The organism is Actinoplanes teichomyceticus ATCC 31121, assembly GCF_003711105.1.
GTDB classification, from domain to species: domain Bacteria; phylum Actinomycetota; class Actinomycetes; order Mycobacteriales; family Micromonosporaceae; genus Actinoplanes; species Actinoplanes teichomyceticus.
Genome location: NZ_CP023865.1, coordinates 489,439 through 514,486, shown reverse-complemented (window position 1 = coordinate 514,486; position 25,048 = coordinate 489,439). Strand labels below are relative to the sequence as shown.

Genomic DNA, 25,048 nt, shown 5'->3' with positions numbered 1-25,048 from the left:
GATCCCCCCGTCCGCGTGCCACGTTGCTGAGCCATCGGCCCGCCCCGGGCTTCGGCGCGGAAGGCTCACCGGCGAGGATCTCCACTACACCGACATCCGGTGGACGAAGCTCGGCTCGGCCACCGGTCACGCCACCGCCACCCGCATCGCCAACACCTGCCGGCCGGACTGCGCGGCGGCCACCGACGAGCGCACCCGGGTGAAACTGACGTTCCCCGAGGTCGAGCTCTCGGACTGCCACCGGGTCTTCAGCCGGGCCAAGGAGACCGAGGTGAAGTCGAAGTGGACGGCCACCCGCGCGCTGCCGGTCTTCGGCAGGAAGGGTTGCTGGCCGGCTCCGCGCTCGGGCCGGTGTCACCGGGCCCGGCGACCCCGCCGGCCGGGCCGGGGCGCCTCGCCCTCCCCGGCAACCGCATCCGGACGTCGAGGGGCAACCCGAATAGAGATCGACAGCTATCGTAGGACTGCCATCGACGAGAATCGCAGCACAGGAGGAACCTTGTTCAGGATCGCGAAGCGTTCCGGCGCCGCCGCCGCGCTGGCGGCCGTGGCGTGCCTCAGCGTCGCCGCGCCCGCCCGGGCCGATCAGGTGCCGTGCGGCAACCCCGACGACGCGAAGGTGTACCTCCGCAGCATGGGTGGCACACCGCTGTGCTTCACCAAGGCCGGCACCAACCCCTTCAACAAGGTCGGCGTCGAGCGTGTCGAGTCCGGCGCCTGGACGGTCGTGGTGCGCCTGCGCGACCAGTCGGTGACCGTGCCCGTCGGCAGCACCCGGTACTTCGCGCAGCCGGTCAACCCGCTCTCCATCGACCTGCGCCCGTTCTGACGGTCGCCCGCGACCGCGCCCGCCGGGACTCCGCCCCGGCGGGCGCCTGCGCATCCGGGACCGCCGCCCGCCCCAGCCCTCCCGCAAGATCCCCGGCAGATCCGTCGAACCCCGGGGCAGGCCCGGCGGACGCTTCGACATCCGGCGCCGGGCCGTCGCCGCCGGGCGCGAACCCTTCCCCGGTACGCCCTGTGCAGCCCCGCCCGCAGGCCGCACGGCCGAGCCCCGTGCGGATCCCACGCGACGCGGTCCCGGCGCCCGGCCACCTCGCGGCCCGCGATCCCCAGGCGAGACGGCGCGCGATCCCCAGCCGAGACGACCCGCAGGCCCAAGCCGCAACGAGCCGCGATCCCGACCCGGAACGGCCCGCGGCCCCGAGCCGAGACGACCCGCGATCCCGGCCCGAGAGGTCCCGCGGCCCCGAGCCGAGACGGCTCACGCTCCCCGGGCTACAGGCGTAGTTCCGGCCACCCGGCCAGATCCCGGCGCAACTGCCGGTCGTGGGTGGCGACCACCACCGCGGCCGGCGTCTCCAGCAGGGCCTGGGTCAGTTCGTCCACCAGGGCGATCGACAGATGGTTGGTCGGCTCGTCGAGCAGCAGCACGTGCGGCTCGTCGGCCAGCAGCGACGCCAGGTCCAGGCGCCGCCGCCGCCCGGTCGACAACTCGCGGACCGGGCGGCCGAGCTCGGTCGCCGGAAGCAGGCCGAACGCGGCGAGTTCGGTGCGGCGCCCGGCCGGGGCCGGCGATTCCTGCGACAGCAGGCCCGTCCGTGCCCCGTCGCACGCGCGGACCGTGCCGGAGGTCGGCTGGATCCGCCCGGCGAGCGCGGCGAGCAGCGTCGATTTGCCCGCGCCGTTGGCTCCGGTGACCACCAGCCGTGACCCGGACTCCAGGGTGAGCGACACCGGTGTCCGCAACCGCTGCCCGACCCGGACCCGGTCGGCGGCGAGCAGCGTGACCCCGGGGCGGACCGGCAGCGCCGGCATCCGGAACCGTGCCGGCGGCTCCGGTGTGGTGACCGCGTGTTCGCGCAGCTCGTCCTGCCGCCGGTGGAACGAGCGGACCAGCCCCGGCGCCCGGGTGGCGCGCTGGTGCCGGCCGGTGCCCTTGTCCGGCCGCCAGCCGGTGGCCAGCCGCTCCTGCGCCTCGTGCAGCGCGCCGGAGAGCCGCTTCTCGGCGAGGACCTGCTGTTCGTAGGCCTGTTCCCAGCGGGCCAGCGCGGCGGCCCGCCCGGCTCGGTACCCGGCGAAGCCGTCGCCGTGGACGGCCGGTTTCCGGTCCACCGTGGGATCCAGGTCCAGGATGGTGGTGGCGACGTCGCGCAGCAGCGCCCGGTCGTGGCTGACCAGCACCACCCCGCCGGGATGGGCGCGCAGCCGGTCGGTGAGGAAGTCCAGCCCGTCCGCGTCGAGATGGTTGGTCGGCTCGTCCATCAACAGGAAGTCGTGGGCGGCCCCGAGCAGGCAGGCCAGCCGGACGCGGTGGCGCTGCCCGGCCGAGAGGGTGGCGAGCGGCCGGTCCCGGTCGGCGGCCGCGTTCAGGCCGGCCAGGGCCATGTCGATGCGCCGCTCCGCGTCCCAGGCGTCGAGCGTCTCGGCCGCGTCCAGGGCGCGGGCGTACTCCGCGTCGGCGCCGGGCCGCCCGGCGGCCAGGGCTCGACCGCTCTCGTCGAGGGCGAGCAGCGCGGCACGGGAGTCCGCGAGGGCCGCCTCGACGAGTGTGCCGACGGTGTCGCCGGGAGCGAACGCGAGTTCCTGCGCGACGACCCCGAGGGTGCCGGTGCGGCGCACCGTTCCGGCATCCGGGGGCAGGGTTCCGCTGAGGATGCTCAGCAGGGTGGTCTTGCCGCGGCCGTTCTCGCCGACCAGCCCCCAGCGGGAGCCGGGCGAGACGGCGAGGTCGACGTCGGACAGCCGGGCGCGATCGGCGCGGATTCCGGAGGCGACGAGCTGGGCGTGGGCGCGCGCGGGCAGGGTGATGGTGACAGGCATGCCGGTTCTTCCTCTGAGCCGAGGGCTGATGGACAGCGGCGAGCCGCCCGCGGCGCGGTGCGCGGCGGGCCGGCTCGGGTCGGCTCAGAGGTAGAACTGATACGGCACGACGGCGACGCTACCGGTCCGGACCGGAGACACCGACCGATTTTCCCGGCCCGGCGTGGCCTCGATGGTTTCCCCGCCCCGGCGCGAGCCCGACGGTTTCCACCGGCCCGGCGCGACCCCGACGGTTTCCACCGGCGCGAGCCCGACGGTTTCCCGGCCCGGCGCGACCCCGACGGTAGCCACCGGCGCGGCTCGGCCCCGGGCACTCACTGGTGCGGCTCGACCCCGAAGGCGACGTCGAGGCGGTACTTCGTGCCGGTGTACCGGGACTCGCTCAGCTCCAGCGGCCGCCCCTCCTGGTCCAGGATGAGCCGCTCCTCGACCAGCAGCGCGGTGCCGGCCGGGACGCCCAGCTCCCGGGCGTCCTCCCCGGTCGCCGGCTGGGCCGTGATCGTCGAGGTGCCGCGGGTCGGGACGCGCCCGAGCGCGACCAGCGCCTCGTGCACCGATCCGGACAGGTCGCAGTCGAGCAGCGCGCTCAGCGCCCCGGGGTAGCACGCGTGCTCGAAGGCGACCGGGTCGCCGTCGGCCTGCCGGACCCGGTAGATCGCCACCACGTCGCCGGCCCGCTGCCGCAGCCGGGTCGCCTCGATCACGGTGGCCGGCCGCAGCTCGGCGCGGACCACCCGGGACGACGGCACCTTGCCCTGTTTGCGGATCTCCTCGCTGAGCCGGACCAGGTTGTCGGCGCGGCGCGGGCCGGTGGGCACCGCGACGAAGGTCCCGCGGCCGGGCGCACGGTACGCGAGGCCGTCGTTCACCAACTGGGTGACCGCGGCCCGGGCGGTCATCCGGCTGACCCCGAACTCCCGGGCCAACTCCGGCTCGGAGGGCAGCGGGTCGTGCGGCCGGGCCTGCGCGATCCGCGCGCGGAGCTCCTGCTCGATGCGGAAGTAGAGCGGCGCGAAGTCTGGTCCGGCGGACATGGGGACACCCTACCGACACCGACAACCTGTCTAGACAGGTGGCTGTCTAGACAGGTACGGTTCGGTTCCATGGAATTCACGGTGTCGCAGATCGCCCGCATGATCGACCACTCCATCCTTCAGCCGCAGTTCACCAGCGAGGACGTCCGCGAGGGCTGTGCCGTCGCCGCGAAATACCACGTCGCCTCGGTCTGCGTGCGCCCGTCCGACGTGCCGCTCGCCGTGGAGCTGCTGCACGGCACGGATGTGCAGGTCGGCACCGTGATCGGCTTCCCGCACGGGGCCACCAGCACCGAGGTCAAGGTGGTCGAGACCGAGCAGGCCGTGGCCCGCGGCGCCACCGAGATCGACATGGTGATCAACATCGGCTGGCTGCGCTCGGGCGACATCGCGGCGGTGGAGAACGAGATCAGGGCGATCGTGCAGGCGGCCGGCGAGGCGCCCGTCAAGGTCATCCTGGAGACGGCGTACCTGACCGACGAGGAGAAGCTGGCGGCGTGCTGGGCGGCCGAGCGGGCCGGCGCGGCGTTCGTGAAGACCTCCACCGGATTCGCCCCGAAGGGCGCGACGATCGACGACCTCGCCCTGATGCGCTCGGCCGTGTCGCCGAAGGTCCAGGTCAAGGCGTCCGGCGGGATCCGCAGCCTGGACACCCTGCTGGCGATGGCGGCGGTCGGCGTGACCCGGTTCGGCTCGTCGGCGACCGCCGACATCCTGGAGGACCTGGCCCGGCGGCAGGCGTCCGCGCCCACCGGCCGCGACTGACGCCGCTCGCACCGACCGGGCCCGGCGGACCCGCCCCCCACAGGTCCGCCGGGCCCCTCCCCCGGCGCGGCCGGCAGCCGCACGGCGCGGACCGCAGCCGCACCGCGCGGCCGGCAGCGCACGGCGCGGACCGCAGCCGCACCGCACGGCCGGCAGCGCACGGCGCGGACCGCAGCCCCACCGCGCGGCCGGCAGCGCACGGCGCGGACCGCAGCCGCACGGCGCGGACAGCGGACACCCGGACGAGAGCGCAGACGCCCGGGCACGGAGGCCGGACGCCCGGGCGCGGACGCGACCGCCCGGCCCACGAGACGAGCGGTGCGCCCCGGCCCCGGCGGCCCGGAACCCCGCCGACGATCATCATTGATACGTACGTTTATGATCTTGGCGCGTGATCCACAAAAGTCTGTCCATAGTGCTGGCGACTGGATTGATCGGCGCCGCCACCCTGCTCGGCGCCGCCCCGGCGTACGCCGACGAGACCGAACCCTCCGAACCTCCCCGCGTCGAGCTGGTCCTCGACGTCAGTGGCTCGATGCGGGCCGCCGACATCGACGGCGAGACCCGGATCGCGGTGGCCAAGCGCGCCTTCAACAAGGTCGTCGACGCGCTGCCGGAGACCACGCAGCTGGGCATCCGGGTGCTCGGCGCCACCTACCCCGGCAAGAACAAGAAGGTCGGCTGCCGGGACACGCAGCAGATCGTCCCGGTCGGCCCGGTCAACCGGGTCCAGGCCAAGAACGCGATCGCCACCCTGAAGCCGACCGGGTACACCCCGATCGGCCTGGCGCTGCGCAAGGCCGCCGCGGACCTCGGCGACACCGGCTCGACCCGGCGGATCGTGCTGATCACCGACGGTGAGGACACCTGCACCCCGCCGGACCCGTGCGAGGTGGCCCGGGACCTGGCCGCGCAGGGCACCCACCTGGTCGTCGACACGCTCGGCCTGACCCCCGACGAGAAGACCCGCAAGCAGCTGGTCTGCATCTCCACCGCGACCGGCGGCACGTACGCCGCGGCGAAGAGCGAGGAGGAGCTGACCGATCGGGTGCAGCAACTCGTCGACCGGGCCGCGGTCCCGCCGCCGGTCCAGCCGGCCACGGTGACCGGCACCGCGGACTGCACGAACGCGCCGCTGCTGGCGCCCGGCGTCTACACCGACCGGGAGCGGATCAGCGAGCACCGGTACTACCGCGTCGCCGTGCAGCCGGACCAGGAGCTGCGGGCGTCGGTGAGCATCTCGCTCGACCGCGCGCTGAACCCGGACTACGGCGTACTCCTGAAAGCGGCGACCACCGGCGGCCGTGAGCTGGTCCGCGGGGTCGACGCCGGCAGCGGGCGGGCCGACGTGCTCTCCGCCGGCCTGCGCTGGTCCGCGGACGAGCAGAAGGCCGACGCCAAGGCTTCCGCGGAAGCCGCGGACACCGAGACCGACGCCGACGAGGCGGCGGAGACCTCGACCGACGTCTGCCTGATCGTCAGCAACTCGTTCGCCGCGGCCACCGCCGCCGCGGCGGGCGGCCCGGGCATGCCGGTCGAGCTGAGCATCGACCTGGTCGACGCCTCGCACGCCCCGGATGCCCCCGGCCTGGGACGGGGCTTCCTGTTCCTGCTGGTCCTGGTGCTCGCCGGGCTGGTTGCCGGAGTGCTGGCCGGCTGGGTGACCCGTTACTGGGTGGCCACCTGGAGGGAGAACTGATGAGGATCAAGCACCTCGCGGCCACCGGCGGCGCGCTCGGCGCCGCGCTGTTCTGCATCGCGGCCACCCCGTCGCCGGCGCCCGTGACGAGCAGCGCCGGCACCTCGTTCCTGACCGCCGCGCCGATCACCGCGGACCGGCAGGTGCAGGTCGGCGCGGTCACCGGCGACTACCTGTACTGGCAGTTCAACGCGGAGGCCGGGCAGCGGCCGGACGTCACCGCGACGGTCGCGTTGCCGGCCGACGGGCGGACCGGCGCGGAGTCGTGGATCATCGAGGTCTTCGACGGCCTGCGGCGGCGGCAGTCCTGTGTGGCCGGTGAGCAGAGCCCGGTGGCGGCCCGCGACGCCGCGCAGGTCACGCTCGGCTGCCGGCTGCGCCAGGTACGGTCCTGGGCCGAGCCGCAGGACGGCGACCCGCTGCCCGGCACGTACTACGTGCGGCTGTCCAGCACGAAACTGCCCGAGACGGACCTGGGCCTGCCGCTGAAGGTCAGCCTGACCCTCACCACCCCGGACGGCGACCTCGACGCCGACCAGGGTGAGCTGGCCGCCCCGCTGGTGCCGAACAACCGGCCGGGCACGGTGCTGTCGGGGCCCACCGCCTCGCCCACGGTCGACCCGGAGGCCGAGGAGAGCGGTTTCGGTACGGACTGGCTGCCCAGCTTCTCCGGCCGGTGGTTCTGGACCGCGGGCGGTGGCGTGCTCGCCGCCCTGGCCGGCCTGTTCGGGTTCTCGCTGACCCGGCGCCGCAGGCGGGTCTGAAAGGGGGGCCGGTCCGACCGGCCCCCCACCCACCACCGGCGCGGGGCGGGTGTGCCGCCTCAGTCCCCGGAGTAGCCCCAGAAGTAGATCTCGGACGGGTTGCCGGCGTCGTCGTGCAGGACCGCGCAGCGGCCGAACCAGCGCTGCTCGGCCAGGTCGTCGATCGCCTCGACATGCGCCCGGGTCAGCCGGGCCACCCCGGCACACTCCAGGGCCTCCCGCTCGCTGACCGGTTCCACCGTGCAGTAGTCCGGCTTCTCCCCCGGCCGCACCACCGTGCGCATGTCCAGGATGGAGTGCGTGCCGGACTCCAGCACCGCCTCGGAGCTCCACAGCTCGTCCTCGGTACGCGGCCGGTTCGGGAAGTCGGCGGCGGACGTGCCGAGCTGGTACGGCTCGGCCCACCAGTAGTCGCCCTCCTCGAAGACCCGCTTGCGCAGCTCGTCCAACGCCCGGCCCAGATCGGGCTGGTACGGCACGTAGTAACTCCAACCGGAAGCACCCATGCCGGCATCGAAGCACGGGGGTACGACAGAAACGGCGGGACGCGTCGCGCGACGCGTCCCGCCGTTGCGCGGGCCGTCAGCAGGGGCCGAGGTCCTGCCACTGCTCGGTCCAGCCGGGCTCGGAGCCCTGCGTCCAGTACCGCGCCCGCCACAGGTGCCGGCCCTGCCCCGAGGCCGGGCCGTTGGGGTCGCCGTACCGGCTCTTCTCGTGTTTGACCAGGCTGCCGCCCAGGTAGACGGTGCCGAACGCCCACTCCGGCGCATCCGAGCAGCCGGTGGCCGGCGGCGGGGAGGTCGGCGAGCTGGTCGGCGGGGTGCTCGGGGTGGAGCAGCCGCCGGTGGCGGCCACCGTGTCCAGGAAGGCGGTGCCGCCCGAGCGGTAGCCCGCCGCTCGCGCGGTCGCCTGCGCCGGGCTCAGCACCTGGTTCTTCGCGAACAGCACCCAGTCCACCTGCTGGATGTACGTGCTGGTGCCACCGGTGTGCGCGGCGAGGTCGATGAACCACAGGTTCCAGTTGATGGTCATCGTCTGGCGCGGGAAGTACTTCCCGCCGTGGTCGCCGACCTGCACCCCGTCGATCCAGTAGACGACGTGCCCGTTCGCCACCTGGGCCACCAGGTCGTGCCAGCCGTCCAGGCTGGACCGCTGCTGCGAGTGCAGATTGTCGGCGTACCAGGGCTCGTTGCGGTACGTGTACCAGGTCGTCTGGTAGTTGATCGGCCCGGTCTCGCCCCAGCCGCCGTTCGGCAGGTACTCGGAGATGTCCAGCTCGCTGTAGGTCGGGTCGAGATCGCCGTTGAGCGGGCTGATGGTGAAGAACGTCTCGTTGATGTGGTCGCCGTCGGGGCCGCTCGCGGGCGCGTCGGTGAACCGGATCCGGCTGGCGTAGGTGCCCTCCAGGTACCGCTTCTGGGTGGAGTAGAGCTCGGCGTGCCGGGTGCCGGCCGCGGTGCCGTCGGTCGACGCGGTGAGCTGGGCGACCCGGTCGCCGTCGGCGGTGGGGAAGGTGATGTTGGCAGGTGACCAGGTGGCGCCGGCCACCCCGGGACCGCCGCTGTAGCCGCGCGGGGTCCAGCCGTTCGCGGTCAGCGCCGCGTCCGAGGACGAGGTGTAGTGGAAGTCGTCGAACAGGTAGCCGCAGTCGGCGGCGGACGCGGGGGCGCCGGAACTCAGGGCGACGAGGCCCGAAGCGGCCAGAACGGCCACGGCGACTCCCGCCCATCGACGTTTGCCAAGCACGGGGGACTCCTTTGGGGCGAAGAAGCTACTTGACCGCACCGGCGGTCATACCGGCGCGGATGTGCCGTTGGAACGCGACGTAGGCGACCAGCACCGGGAGCATGGCGATGGTGAGTCCGGCGAACAGGCCGCCCCAGTCGCTGCGGTAGCCCTGGCTGACCGACAGGGCGGCCAGACCCTGCGCCAGGACGTACCGGTCCGGGTCGGGGTTGAGAACCAGCGGGATCAGGTACTGGTTCCAGAGCCCGAGGAAATTGAAGATGCCGACCGCGACCAGGCCCGGTCGCGCCAGCGGCAGCATGACGCGGAAGAACACCGCGCCGTGCGAGCACCCGTCCAGGACCGCCGCCTCGGCGATCTCGGTGGGCAGGGTGCCGAAGAAGGCGTGCAGGAAGAAGACCGTGAACGGTACGGCGTAGGCCGCGTACACCAGGATCAGTCCCGGGTAGGTGCCGAGCAGCCCGAGCCGGTCCACCACGAAGAAGAGCGGGACCAGCGCCAGGAACACCGGGAAGAACAGCGCCGCGACGAAGGTGTGGTAGAGCAACCGGTTGCCGCGGAACCGGTACCGGGCCAGCGCGTAGGCGGCCAGACTGCCCAGCAGCATGGTCAGCAGCAGGGCGCCGCCGACCACGATCAGGCTGTTGAGGAAATAGCGCCCGATGTCCGCCGCGGTCCAGGCCCGCACCCAGTTGTCGAAATGCGGGGTGGCCGGCGGGGGCCACGGGTGGTTGAGGATCTCGTCGTCCGACTTGACCGAACTGACCACCGCCCACAGCAGCGGCAACGCGGTCACCACGGCCCAGCAGAACATCGCGATCTGCGGCAGCGGATTGGCTCCCCGGACCCGGCCGGTATCGACCTCGGTCGACACCCGTGCCGGCAGCGGAGCGGTCATGCCTGTCCTCCCCGGGTCGCCGGCCGTTCGCGGCGGCCCGTTCGCAGCGCCAGGATCGCGAGGGTCAGGGTGGCGAAGAAGAGGGCGACGCCCATCGCCGAGGCGTAACCGAATTTGCCGTACGAGAAAGCCGTCCGGTACAGCGACAACCCGACCACCTCGGTGGCCCCGTCCGGCCCGCCCGGCCCGACCGTCATCACCTGCACCACGGCGAACCCGTCCAGCGCCGCGATCCCCAGATAGACGAACGCGACCTGCACGTTCTCCCGCACCAGTGGCAGCGTGACGTGCCGGAACGAGCTCCACCCACCGGCCCCGTCCAGCCGCGCCGCCTCGAACAGCTCGCCCGGGATGCCGTCGATCGCCGCCCGGAACAGCACCACGTAGAAGCCGACCGACGACCAGACGAGCACCGCCATCACCGCCGCCAGCGCGAATCGCGGCTCGGCCAGCCAGCTGTGCGCCAGAGCGCCCAGCCCGATCGCGCGCAACCCGGAGTTGAGCAGCCCGGTGTTCGGGTTGTAGACGAAGCCCCAGAGCACCGCGACGATCACCAGCGACAGCAGCTGCGGGAAGAAATAGACGATCTGGTACGCCGATCCGCCGCGCAGTCCACGTCCGCCCCGGTGCAGCATGCTCGCCAGGAACAGGCCCAGCCCGATGGTGGCCGCGGGCACCACCAGCAGCATGATCGCGTTGTTGCGGACCGCGTCCAGGAAGAGCGGGTCGACGCCCAGCCGGGCGTAGTTGTCCACCCCGACGAAGTGCGCCTGACCGGCCACCCCGGTCCAGTCGGTGAGCGACAGGTAGAACGCCTGGGCGTACGGCGAGAGCACGAAGACGACGTGCAGCACCAGCGCCGGCACCAGCGCGGCGAACAGGAACCGCCACCGGCCGTGCCCCATCAGCGGGTGTACTTCCGTACCGACGTGTCCCGGGCCAGCGCGTCCGCCGCCTTCTGGATCCGGGTGGACCAGTCCGCCGGGCTGATCCGCCGGTTCACCAGCTCCCCGGTGGCGTCGTCGACGGCCTTGGCGAGCGGGGCGTACCAGGTACGGAACCGGTAGGTGAACGTGTTCGCGCCGGCGGCCGTGACCGCGTCGCGGACCGAGCCCAGAGCGCTGCCGAGCCGCAGCCCGTCGGTGGCCCCGGCCACCGCCGGCAGGGTGCTGTTCGCCTCGGCGAACGCCCGCGCGGACTCTCTGGCGAACAGCATCCGCAGGTACTCCCGGCCGCCGGCCGGGTTCTTCGCCTTCGCCGGCACCAGGAAACTCTCGCTGCCGGCCGCCTGCACCGCGGTGACCGGCAGCCGGTCGCCCGGACCGGCGGCCGGGACGGCGCCCATCACCATGTCGAAGCCGGCCGGCGCGACTCCCTTCTGCTCGCTCTCCAGCCACGACCCGCACGGGAGGAACGCGGCTCTGCGCTGACACCAGGCGGCCTGCGCCTCGGTGTGCGACAGCGCCTCGGAGCCGGCCATCAGGTAGCCCCGGCCGGCCAGTTCGGCGAACACGGTGGCCGCCTGGGTCAGGCCCGGCTGCCGCCACGCGTTCGGCGTCAGGTTGTCGACCGCCCGGATCAGGTCCGGACCACCGGTCTTGGCCGCCACGGCGAGCAGCGGATCGTTCAGGTACTCCGGGTATTTGCCCTGGTAGGTCCAGGGCGCGACGCCGGCCTTGCGGATCGCCGCGCAGAGCGTCAGCATCTCCGCCCAGGTCTTCGGGTACGCCCAGCCGCGCTCGGCGAAGAACGGCTTCGAGTACCACAGCCCCCAGACCGTGTAGGTGAAGTTCAGCGTGACCACCCGGCCGCCGAACGTGCCGTCGTCGACCACCCCGGGCAGCAGCGTGTCGCGGACCCGCTTGCCGGGCTGGTCCAGCGCCGGGGCGTCGAGCAGGTCGCCGAGGTCGCCGAGCTGGCCGGCGCCGACCAGGGTGGCGACGTCCAGCCGCCCCGCGCCGGTGTTGTCTACCACGTCCGGCGGGTCACCGGCGACGAAACGGGGCTGCATCGCCTCGCCGACCCGCTGCAGTCCCTTGTGGTCGATCCGGGCCCGCGGATACTGCCGCGTGTACCGGGACTCGGCGCGGATGGCGTACTCGTCGCCGTACCCGCCCTTGAAGACCACCACCTCCAGCGGGGCGTCGGCCTTGACCCCCAGCGGGTTGTCCGCGGTCTTCGCCGCGCCCTCGGCGGCGCCACCGCCGGCCTCGCCGGACGTCACGCACGCGCCGAGCAGGGGCGCGGCGAGCGAGGCCGTCACGGCGGTTCTCAGCACGGTCCGGCGGGCGGGGTACGGTCGGGGCCGGGTGGTCGGGTTCATAGCGGGCTCCCTTCCTATGCGGTACGCCGGATGCGCCCGGCGTACCGCGCTTCTAGTTCCGCGTTGTGCGCCTTGCCGCCGGGCACGTTGTCCGACAGGTAGACGGGCGGGGTGACGCCCGCCGCGAGCAGGTTGGCGACCACCTCGGTGACGATCTGCTGGGCCAGCAGCGCCCCGGTGATCGAGGAGACCGCGCCGACCGCGCCGCCGCCGGGCAGGGCGAGGGTGGCGTCGCCGTACGGCGCGCCGTTGTCCAGCACCACGTCGGCGATCTCGCCGAGCTTGCGCCCGCTCGGGTGGCGGGCGGCGACCCCGGCCGAGTGCTGCGCCGAGGTGATCGCGATCAGCGGGTGCCCGCGCTCCTTGACCAGCAGCGCCATCTCGACGACCGCGCCGTTGATCCCGGAGTTCGAGGCGATCACGAACGCGTCGTCCGGTTTCACCGGGGCGAGCTGGTAGAGCCGGTGGGCGACCGCCGGGTCGCGCTCCACGGCCGGGTCGGCCAGCGTCTCGATCGGGTCGCCGCCGTAGAGGACGATGTCGCGCAGCGCGATCCGGTTGGTCGGGACCAGGCCCCCGGCCCGGCCGGCGATCTCCATGGCCAGCGCCTCGGAGTGGCCGCAGCCGAACGCCTGGATCACGCCGCCGCTGCGGACGGCGGTGGTCAGCAGTGCGGCGGCGTGGTGCTTCTCGGCGGTCTGACCGGCGCCGACCCGGTCGACGGCGGCCCGGATGTGTCGCAGGTAGTCACTGCTGGTGACGCTCACGGTTGTCCTTTCGCGCGCCGCGTCTGCGGGTCGGGATCTTCTCGGGCAGTCGGTGGGCGTCGACCGCGCGCACGGTGAGCTCCAGCGCGTCGGCGGTCCGCTCGTAGGTGCGCTGGGCGACCGCGACGTAGATCAGGTCGAGCACCAGCAGCTGGGAGTGCAGCGCGGAGAGCGCGGCCAGCCGGAACGTGGTCTCCTGCACCGAGGTGGTGAAGACGACGTCGGCCACCTCGGCCAGCGGGGATCGGCTGAAACTGGTCACCGCGACGGTGAGCGCGCCGTGGTCGGCCGCCTCGGCCAGGGTCTCGATCACCTCGCGGGTACGCCCGGAGTGCGACAGGCCGATCGCCACGTCACCGGGCAGCAGCAGGGCCGCGTTGGTGAGCGCGGTGTGCGGGTCGGCCCGGTGCCACACCGGCACCCGGATCCGTTCCAGCCGGAACGCCATCTCCCGGGCCGAGGTGCCGCTGCTGCCCAGCCCGAAGATCTCCACCCGGCCGGCGCCGGCGATCGCGGCGGCGACCCGTTCGACGGCGGCCACGTCCAGACCGGCGGCGGTGCTCTGGATGGCCCGGGTGTCGGCGGCGGTGACCACGCCGAGCACGTCGGTGAGCGGGTCGTCGGGGGCGATGTCCCCGCTGATGTCGGTCTCCCAGCGGGCCTGCTCGGCGCGGCCGGTCTCGGTGGCGATCGCGACCCGGAGGCTGGCGTAGCCCTTGAACCCGAGGGTGCGGCTGAACCGGGTGACCGTCGCGGTCGAGGTGCCGGACCGCTCGGCCAGGTCGACGATGCTGGCGTGCGCCGAGGTCTCCGGGTCGGCCAGGATCGTCTCGGCGATCCGGGCGAGGGCCTCGGGCATACCCGGTCCCTCCATCCGCAGCCGTCCCAGCAGTCCGCCGCTCGCTCCGGTCACTTCGGTCATCCTTTTCATCGATGTCTGTTGCTGATGAAAATTACGACCACTGTGAACTCTAGTCAACAATCAATATCCATGCTTCGATTGATCGGCATGGAGCTGGTGCTGGGCGTCGACGCCGGCGGGACCCGGACCCGCGCCGTGCTCGCCGCGGACGGGACGGTCGTCGGCCGCGGGCGGGCCGGACCGGGCAATCCCCTCTCGGCCGGGACGGCCGCGACCGGCCGGATCGGCGCGGCCATCCGGCAGGCGCTGGGTCACCGCCCGCCCGGCGGCGTACGCTCGGCCGTCCTCGGCCTGGCCGGCGCCAGCGCCCTGGACGACCCCGCCGTGCGCGACCGGTTCCGCCGCATGTGGTCCGGGATCGGGCTGACCTGCCCGATGACCGTGCTCGGCGACGCGGTCACGGCCTTCGCGGCCGGCACCCCGGAGCCGTCCGGCGCGGTGCTGATCGCCGGCACCGGCGCGATCGCCGCCCGGGTCGACGGCCACACCGTCACGAGGACCGCCGACGGCCTCGGCTGGCTGCTCGGCGACGAGGGGTCCGGGCGGTGGCTGGGGCTACGTGCGGTGCGCGCCGCCGCCCGCGCCTTCGACTCCGCGCTGGCCGCCCGGGTCGCCGCGCACGCCGCGATCGGCTCCCGCGACGAGCTGGTGCGCTGGGCACAGGCCCTGCCACTGGACGCCATCGCCGCCCTGGCGCCGGTGGTGTGCGACGCCGCCCGGACGGGCGACCCCGACGCCGGCCGCATCGTGGCCGACGCCGTCCGGCGCCTGACCCGCACCCTGGACAGCCTCCGGTCACCGGGGCCGGTGGTGCTCGCCGGCAGCCTGCTGACCTCGGACACCCCGGTCCGGGACGGGGTGCTGGCCGGGTTGCGGGCGCGCGGCGTACCGGTCACCTCGGCGGGCGACCCGGCCGCCGCCGCGGCCTGGCTGGCCGCGCCCACCCGCACCCGCTACGCGACGCTGCTCGGCCCGGCGCGCCGATCCCGGCCGGCGCCGTGATCCCGGCCGGACCGTGCCGACGGTATGAGCGAATTGGGATATCCACGTTCATAGATGTGAATGCGAATCTTTCTTCAACGCCTCACCGGGCGTATCCCCCTGGGACCGAGGAGAACCGAAGATGCGCAGATGGCGAACCCTGCTGGCGACGCTGGCCACCGCGATCACCGCGGCCACCATGGGTGTGCTGGCCGCACCCGGCGCGGCGCACGCCGACGCCAACGTGGTCGGCGGCACCCGGGCGGCGCAGGGCGAGTTCCCGTTCATGGTGCGGCTGTCGATGGGCTGCGGCGGCGCCCTGTACAGCCCGACCCTGGTGCTCACCGCGGCGCACTGCGTCAGCCGGACCGGCACGAACACCTCGATCACCGCCACCCTCGGTGTGGTCGACCTGAACTCGTCCAGCAAGATCACCCGGAAGTCCAACTACGTCTACCGCGCGCCCGGCTACAACGGCAGCGGCAAGGACTGGGCGCTGATCCGGCTCGCCAGCCCGGTCACCGGCATCGCCACGCTGCCGATCGCGACCACCTCCGCGTACGACTCGGGGACCTTCACCATCGCCGGCTGGGGCGCCGCCACCGAGGGCGGGGCGCAGCAGCGTTACCTGCTCAAGGCGACCGTTCCGTTCGTCAGTGACGCCACCTGCAACTCCAGCTCGATGTACAACGGCGAGATCATCCCGGCCGAGGAGATCTGCGCCGGCTACACCTCCGGCGGCACGGACACCTGCCAGGGCGACTCGGGCGGCCCGATGTTCCGCCGGGACGCGTCCAACGCCTGGATCCAGGTCGGCATCGTGAGCTGGGGCGACGGGTGCGCGCGGCCGAACAAGCCGGGCGTCTACACGCAGGTCAGCTACTTCGCGTCGGCGATCGCCTCGGCCGCGGCCACCCTGGGCGGGTGACCGCCGGCGCCGCGTGAACTGCCGATCCGGGCCGGGCGCCGCACGGGCGCCCGGCCCGGATCCGTCACGCCCACCACACGACGCGGAACCCGGCGGCGGTCCGGGGCCCGGCCCGGACCGCCGCATCCACCGCCACGCGGAAACGCGGCGGATCCGGCGCCACCCGGCCCGGATCCGTCACATCCACCACACGACGCGGAACCCGGCGGTGGCCCGGGGCGCGGCCCGGATCGGTCGCATCGATCGAGAACCGGCCGGGAATTCCGCAACGACTCCCGGCCGGCCCGCATCCATCGTAGGGACCGCCGCGCCCGCACGCCGCGCACGGCCGCCGTACCCGCCGTCTCCCACCGGCGCCGCCCCGCCGGACGCGCCCGGCGCCCGGGTGGTCGCCGCGCCGCGGCGCTGGACACCGTCCCGGTCGCGCCGCATGATCGAATGAGACACCGACGTCGTGCCTCCCGCCGAGCACCGCAATCGCAAGGACGCCCGACCGATGACCGGATTCGCCGCCCGCCTGCGCAGGGCCACCATGTCCGAGCACCGCGACGCCGAGACCCGCGGCTTCATCACCCGCCTGCTGGCCGGCACCGTTCCGCTCGCCGGTTTCGCCGCGCTGACCGCGCAGTACCGGGTGATCTACGGCGAGCTGGAAGCCGCCGCCGGCGCGATGCGGCACGACCCGGTGGCGGCCGCCTTCGCCGACCCCGCCCTGTCCCGGGTCGCCGCCCTGGAGTCCGATCTGGCCCACCTGTACGGCCCGGCCCGGGCGACCCCCGAGCCGCTCGGCGCGACCCGCCGTTACGCGGACCGGCTGCGCGAGCACGCGCACACCTCACCGGCGCGCTTCGTGGCCCATCACTATGTGCGCTATCTGGGCGACCTGTCCGGCGGGCAGGTGGTCGGCCGCCGCGTCGCGGCCACGTACGGGCTGGGCGAGGCGGGCACGGCGTTCTACCGCTTCGACGGGATCGACGACCCGCGGGCGTACAGGACGGCCTACCGCGCCCGGCTCGACGCCCTGGACCTGCCGGACGGCGAGCTGGACACCGTGATCGACGAGGCCCGGCTGGCGTTCGCGCTGAACACGGCGATCTTCCAGGAGCTGGGTCGCGCGTACCCGGAGGACCTGGCCGCCGCCTGACCGGAGCGGGCCGCACCGCCGCCGGTCACGACGCCGGATAGGCGCGGGTCTCGCCGGCCTTGACCGCCGCCCACAGCTCCCGGCCGGGCTGCAGGTCCAGGTACGTCGCCGCGGCCGGCGTGATGTCGGCCGCCACCACGATCGGACCGTCGAGGCGGACCCGCAGGTTGTCGCCGTGCCGCTGGATGTCGGTGAGCACGGCCGGCCAGGTGTTGCGCGGGCTGCCGTCCGGTCGCCGCGGGTGCAGCGCGACGGCGGCCGGCGCGAACGCCACGAACGCGTCGCCGTCCACGACGTCGGTCGCGGTCAGGGCGAACCCCCCGGGCAGGTGTACGACGTGGCCGTCCCCCCGCCCGCGGAACAGGTTGAGGCCGACGAGCTGGGCGACGTAGTCGGTACGCGGGCGCGCCATGATCGTGGCCGCGTCGCCCTCCTGGACCACCCGCCCGTCCTCGATCACGACCAGCCGGTCGGCCAGCACCAGCGCGTCCAGCGGATCGTGGGTGACCAGCAGGGTCGCGCCGGGGTGCGCGGACAGGTGCCGGCGCAGCTCGGCCCGCGTCTCCAGCCGGGTGCGCGCGTCCAGCGCCGCCAGCGGCTCGTCGAGCAGCAGCAGCCGCGGGTCGACGGCGAGCGCCCGGGCCAGCGCGACCCGCTGCGCCTGCCCGCCGGAGAGGTCGCGTGGTTTGCGCCGCTCGTATCCGGCCAGCCCGACCCGCTCCAGCCAGCGGTCGGCGACCGCGTGCGCCCCGCGCCGGTCGACGCCCTGCCGGCGTGGCCCGAACGCCACGTTGTCCCGGGCGTTGAGGTGCGGGAAGAGCAGGTAGTCCTGGAACACCACGCCGACCCGGCGGCGTTCCGGCGGGGTGCTCGTCAGGTCCCGGCCGTCCAGGGTGACGAAGCCGCCGGAGAGCGGGGTGAGCCCGGCCAGGGCGCGCAGCGCGGTGGTCTTGCCCGCGCCGTTCGGCCCGAGCAGGGCGACCGTCTCGCCCGCGCCGACGGTCAGCTCGACGTCCAGGCGGAACCCGTCCCGCTGCACCACCAGGCGGGCCGCCAGCAGCGCCGTCACGGGCCGGCCAGCCAGCGGTCGCGCAGGGCGGCGAGGATGGTGACCGACACGGCCAGCAGGATCAGGCTGAGCACGACCGCGCCGTCCAGGTCGCCGCTCTCCATGGTCTGGTAGACCGCGAGCGGCATGGTCTGGGTGATCCCCGGATAGTTGCCGGCGAAGGTGATCGTCGCGCCGAACTCGCCGAGCGCGCGCGCCCAGCACAGCACCCCGCCCGCCGCGATCCCGGGCGCGACCAGCGGCAACGTCACGTGGGTGAAGGTGGTCCAGCGGGACGCGCCGAGGGTGGCGGCGGCCTCCTCGTACCGGGTGTCGGCGCCGCGCAGCGCCCCCTCCACCGAGATGACCAGGAAGGGCAGAGCCACGAACGCCTCGGCGACCACCACGCCGGCGGTGGTGAACGGCAGGCTGACCCCGAACGTCGAGTCCAGCCACCCGCCGAGCAGGCCACGCCGGCCGAGCGCGAGCAGCAGGGCGATGCCGCCGACCACCGGGGGCAGCACCAGCGGCACCGTGATCAGCGCCCGGGCCAGCCGCCGGCCGGGGAAGTCGACGCGGGCCAGCAGCCAGGCGAGCGGGACACCGAGGATCAGGCAGAGCAGGGTGGCCAGGCTCGCGGTGAGCAGCGAGAGCTTCAGCGCGGCGACCACGTCCGGCGCGGTGAGCCGCTGCGGCAGGGTGGCCCACGGGGTACGCCAGAGCAGCCCGGCCAGCGGCAGGACGAGGAAGACCAGCCCGCCGAGCGCGGGTAGCAGCAGGGCGATCGGCACCCGGCCGGTGCGCCGCGGCGCCGTCGTCATGGCCGCTGGAACCCCGCCCCGGTCAGCACCCGCATGCCGCCGGCGGAGCGCACGTAGTCGACGAACGCCTGCGCCCCGGCCGGGTTCGCGGCGTGCCGGAGCACGACGATCGGGTAGTCGTTGGTCGCCCGCGCCGACTCGGGGAATTCCACCGCGTCCACATCGGCGGCGGCCGCGGCCGCGTCGGTGCGGTAGACCAGGGCCGCGTCGACCTCGCCCAGTTTGACCTTGGCGAGGGCCGCCTTCACATCCTGTTCCAGGGTGACCGGGGTGAGCCGGAGCCCGGCGGCGTTCAGCGCGGTCCGGGCGGCCGCGCCGCAGGGCACCTGCTCGGCGCAGAGCGCGACCTTGCGGCCGGGCCCGGTCAGCCCGCTCAGCCCGGTGATCCGTTCCGGGTTGCCCTCGGCCACCGCGATCACCAGCTGGTTGCGGACGAACGTGGTGGGTGCCCCGGCCGCGTTGCCGGCCTCGGTGACGGCGGCCATGTTCTTCGGCGCGGCCGAGGCGAACACGTCGGCCGGCGCGCCCTGGTTGATCTGGGTGGCCAGCGCGGCGCTGCCGGCGAAGTTGAACCGCACCGTGGCGCCGCGGTGGGCCGCCTCGAACTGGCGGCCGAGCGTGGTGAACGACTCGGTCAGCGACGCGGCCGCGAACACGGTCACCGCTCCCGGGCCGGCCGCCGGGGCGGCGTCGCCGCCGCAACCGGCCAGCGCCACGGTCAGCACGAGCGTGGCGATCCTGAGTTTCACCCGGTCCTCCCGAGGGTGGCGCGTTCCACCACGACCGTGGTCGACTTGATGACCGCCACCGCGACCGAGCCGACCCGCAGGTCCAGCTCGTCGACGGCCTCCCGGCTCATCAGCGACACCAGCCGGAACGGCCCGGCCTGGATGTCCACCTGGGCCATCACGGTGTCCTTGACGACGGCGGTGACGATGCCGCGCAGCCGGTTGCGGGCCGACGAGGAGTCCGAGCGCCCGTCCGGCTCGGCGGCCTGGGCGCGGACGAAGCCGGCCAGGTCCACCCCGTCGATCACCCGGTGGCCGTGCTCGTCACGGGACGCGGCGAGCCGCCCGGCGTCGACCCAGCGGCGCACCGTGTCCGGGCTGACCCCGAGCAGCTCGGCCGCCTCACCGATCGGGAACACCGTCACACCGCTCACCCTAGCCTCTCGGCACGTGCGAGCCGAAATGGCGTTGACCACTCCGGAATTCCGGTCCGGTGATGCCGATGGGCTCGCAGGTGCGGCCGCTAGGAGGCGCCTGAGACGGCGGCGACGATGTCAGCGGCCGGGACCGGGACGGCGCCGATGCCGCGCGCCTCGGCGAGGTGCCATTCGCGTACGCCGGAGATCGCGTCCTCGGCCACGACGACGCGCAGGTCGTGCTCGCTCGCCGCGGTGATCGTCGCTCGCGGGCAGTTGGGGTAGTTGCAGCCCGCCACCACCACCGTGGACACCCCGGCCGCCCGCAGGAAGCCCGCCAGCCCGGTGCGGTGGAAGGCGCTCCAGCGCGGCTTCCACATCGCCCACTCGTCCGGCCCGAGCTCCTGGAACCCGCCGGCCAGCAGCATCCGCGACGCCAGCGGTGGCGCGAGCGCCGGCGCCAGCCCGGGGGCGAGCTGGGACCCCGGCGACCCCGGCCGGACCATCGGCGCCCCGGCCGCGAGCATGGCGCGCCGCACCAGGTCCACGTCGTCGCCGGCGTACAACCGGACCACGTGCACGATCGGCCGGCGCGCGGCGCGGTAGGCGGCCAGCAGCTCACCGAGCCGCGGGAGCACGGCGGCGGTGCCCTGGATCGGGCTCGCCCCGCCCTCGACGAAGTCCACCTGCACGTCGATCAGCAGCAGCGCGGACCGGTCCCACTCCGGACGTACCCACTCGTCGATCTGCATCAGCCGAGTCTGCCCGCCGCGCCGCGCCGACGGGAAAAATCCCCGGCCGCCGGGCAACCTTTCCGGCCCGGACGGCCACCTCCTCGCATGACCCCCGATCCCCAGCCCCCCACCTCCCACCGCCCTCCGGCCTCGCGCACCCGCCGCAAGGCGCTGGCCGGCGGCATCGCCACGGTCGCGGTGCTGGCCGGCGCCGGCCTGCTCGGCGGCCAGCCGTGGGCGAACGCCGCGTCGAGCATCACCTTCGACACCGGCGCCGGCGTGACGTTCGCGGTGAACACCACGAACGGCAACCTGACCTCGCTCAAGCACGACGGCACCGAGCTGACCGCGGCCGGGCAGGCGGCCGGGCAGTTCGAGTCCGGGTGGTCGTCCGCCACGGTCACCGGCAAGACGTTCAACAACGGCGCCTCGATCCTGATCAGCGCCACCAACGCGTCGATCGGCGTGACGCAGTACTACTTCGCGCGCAAGAACGACAACACCATCTACATGGCCACCGATATCACCAAGGCGCTGAACCCGGGTGAGGCCCGGTTCATCACCCGGCTGAAGAGCTCGCTGCTGACCAGCTCACCGGTGGCCGCGAGGACCGCCGGCACCACGTCGACGGTCGAGGGCTCGGACGTGTTCGCGTTCGCCGACGGGCAGACCGCGTCGAAGTTCTACAGCTCCCAGCGGCTGATCGCGCAGGCCCCGTTCGGGGCGAGCGGGAACGGCCACGGGGCGTACATCGTCCCGGGCAACGTCGACATGGCCTCGGGTGGCCCGTTCTTCCGCGACATCGAGGTCAACGACACCGGGACCGCGGTCAACATCACCCACTACATGTTCAGCGGGCACCAGCAGACCGAGGCGCTGCGGCTGGGCCTGCACGGGCCGTACGCCCTGGCGCTCACCGACGGCGAGTCGCCGGCCCCGCGCAGCATGGACTTCCTCAGCGCGTACCTCCCCGGCCTGCTCTCCGACGCCCGGCGCGGCGGGGTGAGCGGCACCGCGGGCGGGACCTGGAACGGGCTGCGCGCGACGGTCGCCCTGGCCGGCCCGAACGGGCAGTACTGGGGTCAGGTGAAGTCCGGCCGGTTCGTGATCGGGCACGTCAAGCCGGGCACGTACACCGCCACCCTGTACGCCGGCGAGCTCGCGGTCGGCACCACCAGGACCGTCACGGTGACCGCCGGCGCCACCACCTCGCTGGCGATGACCGGCAGCGTCCCGGCCGCCGGCACGCTCTTCCAGCTCGGCACGTTCGACGGCACCCCGGCCGGCTTCCTCAACGCGGACAAGATCGAGACCATGCACCCGTCCGACAGCCGGATGTCCGCGTGGAGGTCGAGCGGCTACAGCGTGAGCAACGGCGCGGCGAAGTTCCCGATGGCCGAGTTCAAGTCGGTGAACTCCCCGATGGCGCTGAACTTCACGCTCTCCTCGGTGCCGGCCGCGGGCGTGCGGCTGCGCATCGCGACGACGTCGAGCTTCGCCGGTGGCCGCCCGGCGGTCACCATCGGCAGCTACTCGTCACCGGCCTCGGCGTCGCCCGCGCCGGCCGACCTGGACTCCCGCAACGTGACCCGGGGCACCTGGCGTGGCGTCAACACCACGTACACCTTCACCGTGCCGGCCGGCGCGCTGAAGGCCGGGACCAACACCCTGTCGATCTCGACGATCAGCGGCAGCAGCGGCGCCACGTTCCTGAGCCCGAATTTCATCTTCGACGCCCTGGCCCTCGACCCGGCGTAGGCGGCGCACCGCGGCGGGGGCCGGGCCGGGCGCCCGGACCCCCGCCGCTCTCCCGTGTCCGGGCTCGGAAACACCGCGACCCGCCCGGCGCGGTGACCGCCGACCGGCGGGCGGCGGCGTGGGCGACCGGCTCCGGCACGGCGCCGGGCACGGCGGCCGGCTTGGGTACGGCCGATGCCGGGTAATGCGGGGACAAGCGAAGGTACGCCTGGGTGTGCACCCACCCCGTCGGAGCCCGCAGCCACCACCGCGACACCGATCGAATCCCGTGCATGGCAGGCGGCACGTTGGGTAATGCGTGAGCCACATCACGTGAACTGGAGGTGCATCCCATGGCTGCCGGCCTCGGATCTCCCGCCCCGGCCTCCGATTCTGGAACCATCCGGAGCTTGATCCCCGCGCGTATCGACCGGTTGAGCTGGTCGCCGTTCCACACCCGCATGATCCTGGCGCTGGGCACCGCGTGGGTACTCGACGGTCTGGAGATCACCATCGCCAGCGCGATCGGCCCGGTGCTGACCGAGAAGGAGACCCTCGCGCTCAGCAGCACCGAGGTCGGCGCCATCGCCACGGTCTACCTGCTCGGCGAGGTGTTCGGCGCGCTGTTCTTCGGCCGCCTGTCCGACGCCCTCGGGCGCAAGAACCTGTTCATCGTCACCCTCGGCGTCTACCTCGCCGGCAACGCGTTGACCGCGCTGACCTGGGGCAACGATGCCGCGGCCATCGCGTTCCTGTATCTGACGAGGTTCATAGCCGGAGCCGGCATCGGCGGCGAGTACGCCGCGATCAACTCCGCGATCGACGAGATGATGCCGGCCAAGTACCGCGGCCGGGTCGACATCGGAGTCAACGGCACCTACTGGGGCGGCGCGATCCTCGGCACGCTCGGCACCTTCGTGCTGCTCAACCAGATCGACCTGAACCTCGGCTGGCGGCTCGGCTTCCTGATCGGCCCGATCATCGGCGCCTGCATCTGGAGTCTGCGCAAGCACCTGCCGGAGAGCCCGCGCTGGCTGATCATGCACGGCCGCGAGGCCGAGGCGGAAGAGAACATCCAGCAGATCGAGCGGGCGGTGGAGTCCTCCGGGCAGCGGCTGACGCCGGTCGACGAGTCCAAGGCGATCGACATCCGGCCGACCGAGGCGCACGGGTACCTGTCGCTGATCCGGGTGCTGTTCAAGCAGCTGCCGCAGCGGTCGATCCTGGGCGCCTCCCTGATGATCACCCAGTCGTTCCTCTACAACGCCATCTTCTTCACCTACACCCTGGTGCTGACGAAGTTCTACGGCGTCGACGAGAAGAACGCGCCGATCTATCTGATCGCGTTCGCGGCCGGCAACCTGATCGGCCCGCTGACCATCGGGCACCTCTTCGACGTGATCGGCCGCCGCAAGATGATCGCGGGCACCTACCTGCTGTCCGGGGTGCTGCTGGCGATCACCGCGGTGATGTTCAACGCCGGGATCCTGAACGCGATCACCCAGACCGTCGCGTGGTGCGTCATCTTCTTCTTCGCCTCGGCGGGGGCCAGCTCGGCGTACCTGACGGTGAGCGAGATCTTCCCGCTGGAGATCCGGGCCCAGGCCATCGCGGTGTTCTTCGCGATCGCGCAGTGCTTCGGCGCGATCGGCCCGATCTTCTACGGCTGGCTGATCGGCGAGGGCGAGGATCCGGGCAAGCTGTTCATCGGGTACCTGATCGGCGCCGCGGTGATGGCGATCGGCGGGATCGTCGAGATCTTCCTGGGCGTCGACGCGGAGGGCAAGTCGCTGGAGGACGTGGCGACGCCGCTGTCGGCCGTCACCACGCGTCCCCGAGCCACCGGATGATGCCGTCCCTCAGCGCGGATGGGCGGCCACGAACTCGGCGACGTACTCGTCGAGCTGCTTCTGAGGCTGCCACCCCAGGCCGGCCGCCCGGGTCAGGTCGGCCTGGCCGCGCACCCGCTCCCCGGGCAGCGCCGGGATCATCCGGTACTCCGCGCCGAACAGTTTGGCCACCTCGAGCAGTGGCCACTCCCGGCCCGTGCCGAGCAGGTAGCCGTCGCCGGCCCCGCGGCGGGCCACCAGCACGATGCCGTGCACGATGTCGTCGATGTGGGTGAAGTCGCGGGTCTGGGTGCCCGGGGACACCACGGTCAGCGGTTCGCCGGTGAGGTACTGCCGCTCGAAGATGCCGATCACGGTGGCGTACTTGCCGTCGGTGATCTGCCCGGGCCCGTACACGTTGTAGAAGTACGTGATGGCGTAGTCCAGGCCGTACCAGTTCGCGTAGTTCTTGATGTACTCGATGTTCTTCGCCTTGGTCCAGGCGTACGGATTGAGGTTCTCGTCCTCACCGTCGTTGCCGAACTTCGAGCTGGACCCGGCGTAGATCAGCTTGGCGCCCTTGCCGGCCGCGAACTTCACCACCTCCTTGGTGCCCAGCATGTTGAAGTCCCAGGTCAGATCATGGTCCTCGAACGACTGCACGATCCGGGAGTACTCCCCCAGGTGGAACACCAGCTCGGGGGCGGGCAGCCCGCGGTCCGCCCAGATCTTGGCGATCTCCGCGGTCGAACCCTCCAGGTAGGTGACCCGGGGGTCGTTGACGTGATTCTCCGGAGTGCCGGTGAAGTAGTTGTCCAGAGAGATGACCGCGGCCCCCGGGAACTCGGTCAACAACGACTTGACCAGGGCACTACCGACGAATCCGGCACCGCCGGTGACGAGCAGGGTTTGACTCAACGTAGTTCCCAACTTCTCGGGCC

25 protein-coding genes are annotated in these 25,048 nt (G+C 73.2%); 9 read left to right on the top strand and 16 right to left on the bottom strand.

Translation table 11 applies throughout. The features are described 5' to 3' along the window. Window positions 1–126: 126 nt before the first annotated feature. Window positions 127–294, bottom strand: a complete 168-nt coding sequence (locus ACTEI_RS36665; RefSeq protein WP_164465815.1) for a hypothetical protein — start codon at window positions 292–294, stop codon at window positions 127–129. Between the two features lie 205 nt (window positions 295–499). Here ACTEI_RS36665 and ACTEI_RS02325 point away from each other — a divergent pair, with 205 nt between their 5' ends. Next, the gene (locus tag ACTEI_RS02325; protein WP_122976124.1) at window positions 500–829 is read left to right on the top strand and encodes a hypothetical protein; all 330 of its coding nucleotides are present in this window, start codon (window positions 500–502) and stop codon (window positions 827–829) included. 449 nt (window positions 830–1,278) lie between these two features. On the opposite strand, the gene ACTEI_RS02320 is transcribed toward ACTEI_RS02325, so the two are convergent. Both ACTEI_RS02320 and ACTEI_RS02315 read right to left on the bottom strand, forming a co-directional pair. After that, entirely contained in the window at window positions 1,279–2,823 is a 1,545-nt protein-coding gene (locus tag ACTEI_RS02320; RefSeq protein ID WP_122976123.1) for an ABC-F family ATP-binding cassette domain-containing protein, read from the bottom strand. A gap of 314 nt (window positions 2,824–3,137) precedes the next feature. Beyond that, complete coding sequence (locus tag ACTEI_RS02315) at window positions 3,138–3,857, bottom strand: GntR family transcriptional regulator (RefSeq protein ID WP_122976122.1); 720 nt, start codon at window positions 3,855–3,857, stop codon at window positions 3,138–3,140. Window positions 3,858–3,926: 69 nt separating this feature from the next. Between ACTEI_RS02315 and deoC the strand changes: the two genes are divergently transcribed. The 3 genes from deoC to ACTEI_RS02300 all read left to right on the top strand — a co-directional run bounded on the left by deoC (window position 3,927) and on the right by ACTEI_RS02300 (window position 7,085). Continuing rightward, window positions 3,927–4,622, top strand: a complete 696-nt coding sequence (deoC, locus tag ACTEI_RS02310; protein ID WP_122976121.1) for a deoxyribose-phosphate aldolase — start codon at window positions 3,927–3,929, stop codon at window positions 4,620–4,622. Window positions 4,623–5,016: 394 nt separating this feature from the next. Next, complete coding sequence (locus ACTEI_RS02305) at window positions 5,017–6,321, top strand: VWA domain-containing protein (protein WP_372443313.1); 1,305 nt, start codon at window positions 5,017–5,019, stop codon at window positions 6,319–6,321. Beyond that, window positions 6,321–7,085 (top strand): peptidase, encoded by a 765-nt coding sequence (locus ACTEI_RS02300; protein WP_122976119.1) that lies wholly within the window; start codon window positions 6,321–6,323, stop codon window positions 7,083–7,085. The genes ACTEI_RS02305 and ACTEI_RS02300 overlap by 1 nt, the downstream gene beginning before the upstream one ends. Before the next feature lie 59 nt (window positions 7,086–7,144). Here the strand turns inward: ACTEI_RS02300 and ACTEI_RS02295 are convergent, their stop codons facing one another. The 7 genes from ACTEI_RS02295 to ACTEI_RS02265 all read right to left on the bottom strand — a co-directional run bounded on the left by ACTEI_RS02295 (window position 7,145) and on the right by ACTEI_RS02265 (window position 13,732). Further along, window positions 7,145–7,591 (bottom strand): hypothetical protein, encoded by a 447-nt coding sequence (locus ACTEI_RS02295; RefSeq protein ID WP_122976118.1) that lies wholly within the window; start codon window positions 7,589–7,591, stop codon window positions 7,145–7,147. Between the two features lie 76 nt (window positions 7,592–7,667). Beyond that, window positions 7,668–8,831, bottom strand: a complete 1,164-nt coding sequence (locus ACTEI_RS02290; RefSeq protein WP_122976117.1) for a glycoside hydrolase family 16 protein — start codon at window positions 8,829–8,831, stop codon at window positions 7,668–7,670. A gap of 25 nt (window positions 8,832–8,856) precedes the next feature. Next, window positions 8,857–9,729 (bottom strand): carbohydrate ABC transporter permease, encoded by an 873-nt coding sequence (locus ACTEI_RS02285; RefSeq protein ID WP_239082709.1) that lies wholly within the window; start codon window positions 9,727–9,729, stop codon window positions 8,857–8,859. Next, window positions 9,726–10,634 (bottom strand): carbohydrate ABC transporter permease, encoded by a 909-nt coding sequence (locus tag ACTEI_RS02280; RefSeq protein ID WP_122976116.1) that lies wholly within the window; start codon window positions 10,632–10,634, stop codon window positions 9,726–9,728. Before ACTEI_RS02280 ends, ACTEI_RS02285 begins: the two co-directional genes overlap by 4 nt. Continuing rightward, on the bottom strand, window positions 10,634–12,052 hold the full coding sequence (gene ngcE / locus ACTEI_RS02275) for an N-acetylglucosamine/diacetylchitobiose ABC transporter substrate-binding protein (protein WP_122976115.1): 1,419 nt from the start codon (window positions 12,050–12,052) through the stop codon (window positions 10,634–10,636). The genes ACTEI_RS02280 and ngcE overlap by 1 nt, the downstream gene beginning before the upstream one ends. Before the next feature lie 14 nt (window positions 12,053–12,066). Continuing rightward, window positions 12,067–12,819, bottom strand: coding sequence for a sugar isomerase domain-containing protein (locus ACTEI_RS02270; RefSeq protein ID WP_122976114.1), 753 nt, complete (start codon window positions 12,817–12,819; stop codon window positions 12,067–12,069). Next, complete coding sequence (locus ACTEI_RS02265) at window positions 12,800–13,732, bottom strand: MurR/RpiR family transcriptional regulator (protein WP_122981875.1); 933 nt, start codon at window positions 13,730–13,732, stop codon at window positions 12,800–12,802. Before ACTEI_RS02265 ends, ACTEI_RS02270 begins: the two co-directional genes overlap by 20 nt. Window positions 13,733–13,810: 78 nt before the next feature. On the opposite strand from ACTEI_RS02265, the gene ACTEI_RS02260 reads away from it, so the two are divergent. From ACTEI_RS02260 to ACTEI_RS02250, 3 genes are all read left to right on the top strand, one after another. Then, window positions 13,811–14,743, top strand: a complete 933-nt coding sequence (locus ACTEI_RS02260) for an N-acetylglucosamine kinase (protein WP_239082711.1) — start codon at window positions 13,811–13,813, stop codon at window positions 14,741–14,743. 121 nt (window positions 14,744–14,864) lie between these two features. Next, window positions 14,865–15,650 (top strand): S1 family peptidase, encoded by a 786-nt coding sequence (locus tag ACTEI_RS02255; protein WP_122976112.1) that lies wholly within the window; start codon window positions 14,865–14,867, stop codon window positions 15,648–15,650. Window positions 15,651–16,146: 496 nt separating this feature from the next. Then, window positions 16,147–16,794, top strand: coding sequence for a biliverdin-producing heme oxygenase (locus ACTEI_RS02250; RefSeq protein WP_122981874.1), 648 nt, complete (start codon window positions 16,147–16,149; stop codon window positions 16,792–16,794). A 25-nt stretch (window positions 16,795–16,819) separates the two neighbouring features. Here ACTEI_RS02250 and ACTEI_RS02245 read toward each other — a convergent pair whose 3' ends face one another. The 5 genes from ACTEI_RS02245 to ACTEI_RS02225 form a co-directional block, all read right to left on the bottom strand. After that, window positions 16,820–17,863: an ABC transporter ATP-binding protein gene (locus tag ACTEI_RS02245; protein ID WP_122976111.1), complete on the bottom strand. Its 1,044-nt coding sequence runs from the start codon at window positions 17,861–17,863 to the stop codon at window positions 16,820–16,822. Next, window positions 17,860–18,663, bottom strand: coding sequence for an ABC transporter permease (locus ACTEI_RS02240; protein WP_122976110.1), 804 nt, complete (start codon window positions 18,661–18,663; stop codon window positions 17,860–17,862). Before ACTEI_RS02240 ends, ACTEI_RS02245 begins: the two co-directional genes overlap by 4 nt. Then, window positions 18,660–19,412, bottom strand: a complete 753-nt coding sequence (gene modA / locus ACTEI_RS02235; protein ID WP_122976109.1) for a molybdate ABC transporter substrate-binding protein — start codon at window positions 19,410–19,412, stop codon at window positions 18,660–18,662. Before modA ends, ACTEI_RS02240 begins: the two co-directional genes overlap by 4 nt. Next, a complete protein-coding gene (locus ACTEI_RS02230; protein ID WP_122976108.1) occupies window positions 19,409–19,816 on the bottom strand; it encodes a TOBE domain-containing protein in 408 nt (135 codons plus the stop codon). The genes modA and ACTEI_RS02230 overlap by 4 nt, the downstream gene beginning before the upstream one ends. A gap of 98 nt (window positions 19,817–19,914) precedes the next feature. Continuing rightward, window positions 19,915–20,559 (bottom strand): cysteine hydrolase family protein, encoded by a 645-nt coding sequence (locus ACTEI_RS02225; RefSeq protein WP_122976107.1) that lies wholly within the window; start codon window positions 20,557–20,559, stop codon window positions 19,915–19,917. Window positions 20,560–20,646: 87 nt separating this feature from the next. Here ACTEI_RS02225 and ACTEI_RS02220 point away from each other — a divergent pair, with 87 nt between their 5' ends. Next, complete coding sequence (locus ACTEI_RS02220) at window positions 20,647–22,299, top strand: rhamnogalacturonan lyase B N-terminal domain-containing protein (RefSeq protein ID WP_122976106.1); 1,653 nt, start codon at window positions 20,647–20,649, stop codon at window positions 22,297–22,299. Between the two features lie 389 nt (window positions 22,300–22,688). Beyond that, on the top strand, window positions 22,689–24,128 hold the full coding sequence (locus tag ACTEI_RS02215) for an MFS transporter (protein WP_239082712.1): 1,440 nt from the start codon (window positions 22,689–22,691) through the stop codon (window positions 24,126–24,128). Between the two features lie 9 nt (window positions 24,129–24,137). On the opposite strand, the gene ACTEI_RS02210 is transcribed toward ACTEI_RS02215, so the two are convergent. Continuing rightward, complete coding sequence (locus ACTEI_RS02210; protein ID WP_122976104.1) at window positions 24,138–25,025, bottom strand: NAD-dependent epimerase/dehydratase family protein; 888 nt, start codon at window positions 25,023–25,025, stop codon at window positions 24,138–24,140. Between the last annotated feature and the right edge of the window lie 23 nt (window positions 25,026–25,048).

Excerpts from the sequence above, each read along its gene's own strand:
- ACTEI_RS02260 (WP_239082711.1), top strand. The coding sequence starts at position 13,811 with ATGCTTCGATTGATCGGCATGGAGCTGGTGCTGGGCGTCGACGCCGGC.
- ACTEI_RS02255 (WP_122976112.1), top strand. The coding sequence starts at position 14,865 with ATGCGCAGATGGCGAACCCTGCTGGCGACGCTGGCCACCGCGATCACC.
- ACTEI_RS02220 (WP_122976106.1), top strand. The coding sequence starts at position 20,647 with ATGACCCCCGATCCCCAGCCCCCCACCTCCCACCGCCCTCCGGCCTCG.
- ACTEI_RS02280 (WP_122976116.1), bottom strand. The coding sequence starts at position 10,634 with ATGGGGCACGGCCGGTGGCGGTTCCTGTTCGCCGCGCTGGTGCCGGCG.
- ACTEI_RS02225 (WP_122976107.1), bottom strand. The coding sequence starts at position 20,559 with ATGCAGATCGACGAGTGGGTACGTCCGGAGTGGGACCGGTCCGCGCTG.
- ngcE (WP_122976115.1), bottom strand. The coding sequence starts at position 12,052 with ATGAACCCGACCACCCGGCCCCGACCGTACCCCGCCCGCCGGACCGTG.
- ACTEI_RS02295 (WP_122976118.1), bottom strand. The coding sequence starts at position 7,591 with ATGGGTGCTTCCGGTTGGAGTTACTACGTGCCGTACCAGCCCGATCTG.
- ACTEI_RS02315 (WP_122976122.1), bottom strand. The coding sequence starts at position 3,857 with ATGTCCGCCGGACCAGACTTCGCGCCGCTCTACTTCCGCATCGAGCAG.
- deoC (WP_122976121.1), top strand. The coding sequence starts at position 3,927 with ATGGAATTCACGGTGTCGCAGATCGCCCGCATGATCGACCACTCCATC.
- ACTEI_RS02240 (WP_122976110.1), bottom strand. The coding sequence starts at position 18,663 with ATGACGACGGCGCCGCGGCGCACCGGCCGGGTGCCGATCGCCCTGCTG.
- ACTEI_RS02285 (WP_239082709.1), bottom strand. The coding sequence starts at position 9,729 with ATGACCGCTCCGCTGCCGGCACGGGTGTCGACCGAGGTCGATACCGGC.
- ACTEI_RS02320 (WP_122976123.1), bottom strand. The coding sequence starts at position 2,823 with ATGCCTGTCACCATCACCCTGCCCGCGCGCGCCCACGCCCAGCTCGTC.
- ACTEI_RS02250 (WP_122981874.1), top strand. The coding sequence starts at position 16,147 with ATGACCGGATTCGCCGCCCGCCTGCGCAGGGCCACCATGTCCGAGCAC.
- ACTEI_RS02300 (WP_122976119.1), top strand. The coding sequence starts at position 6,321 with ATGAGGATCAAGCACCTCGCGGCCACCGGCGGCGCGCTCGGCGCCGCG.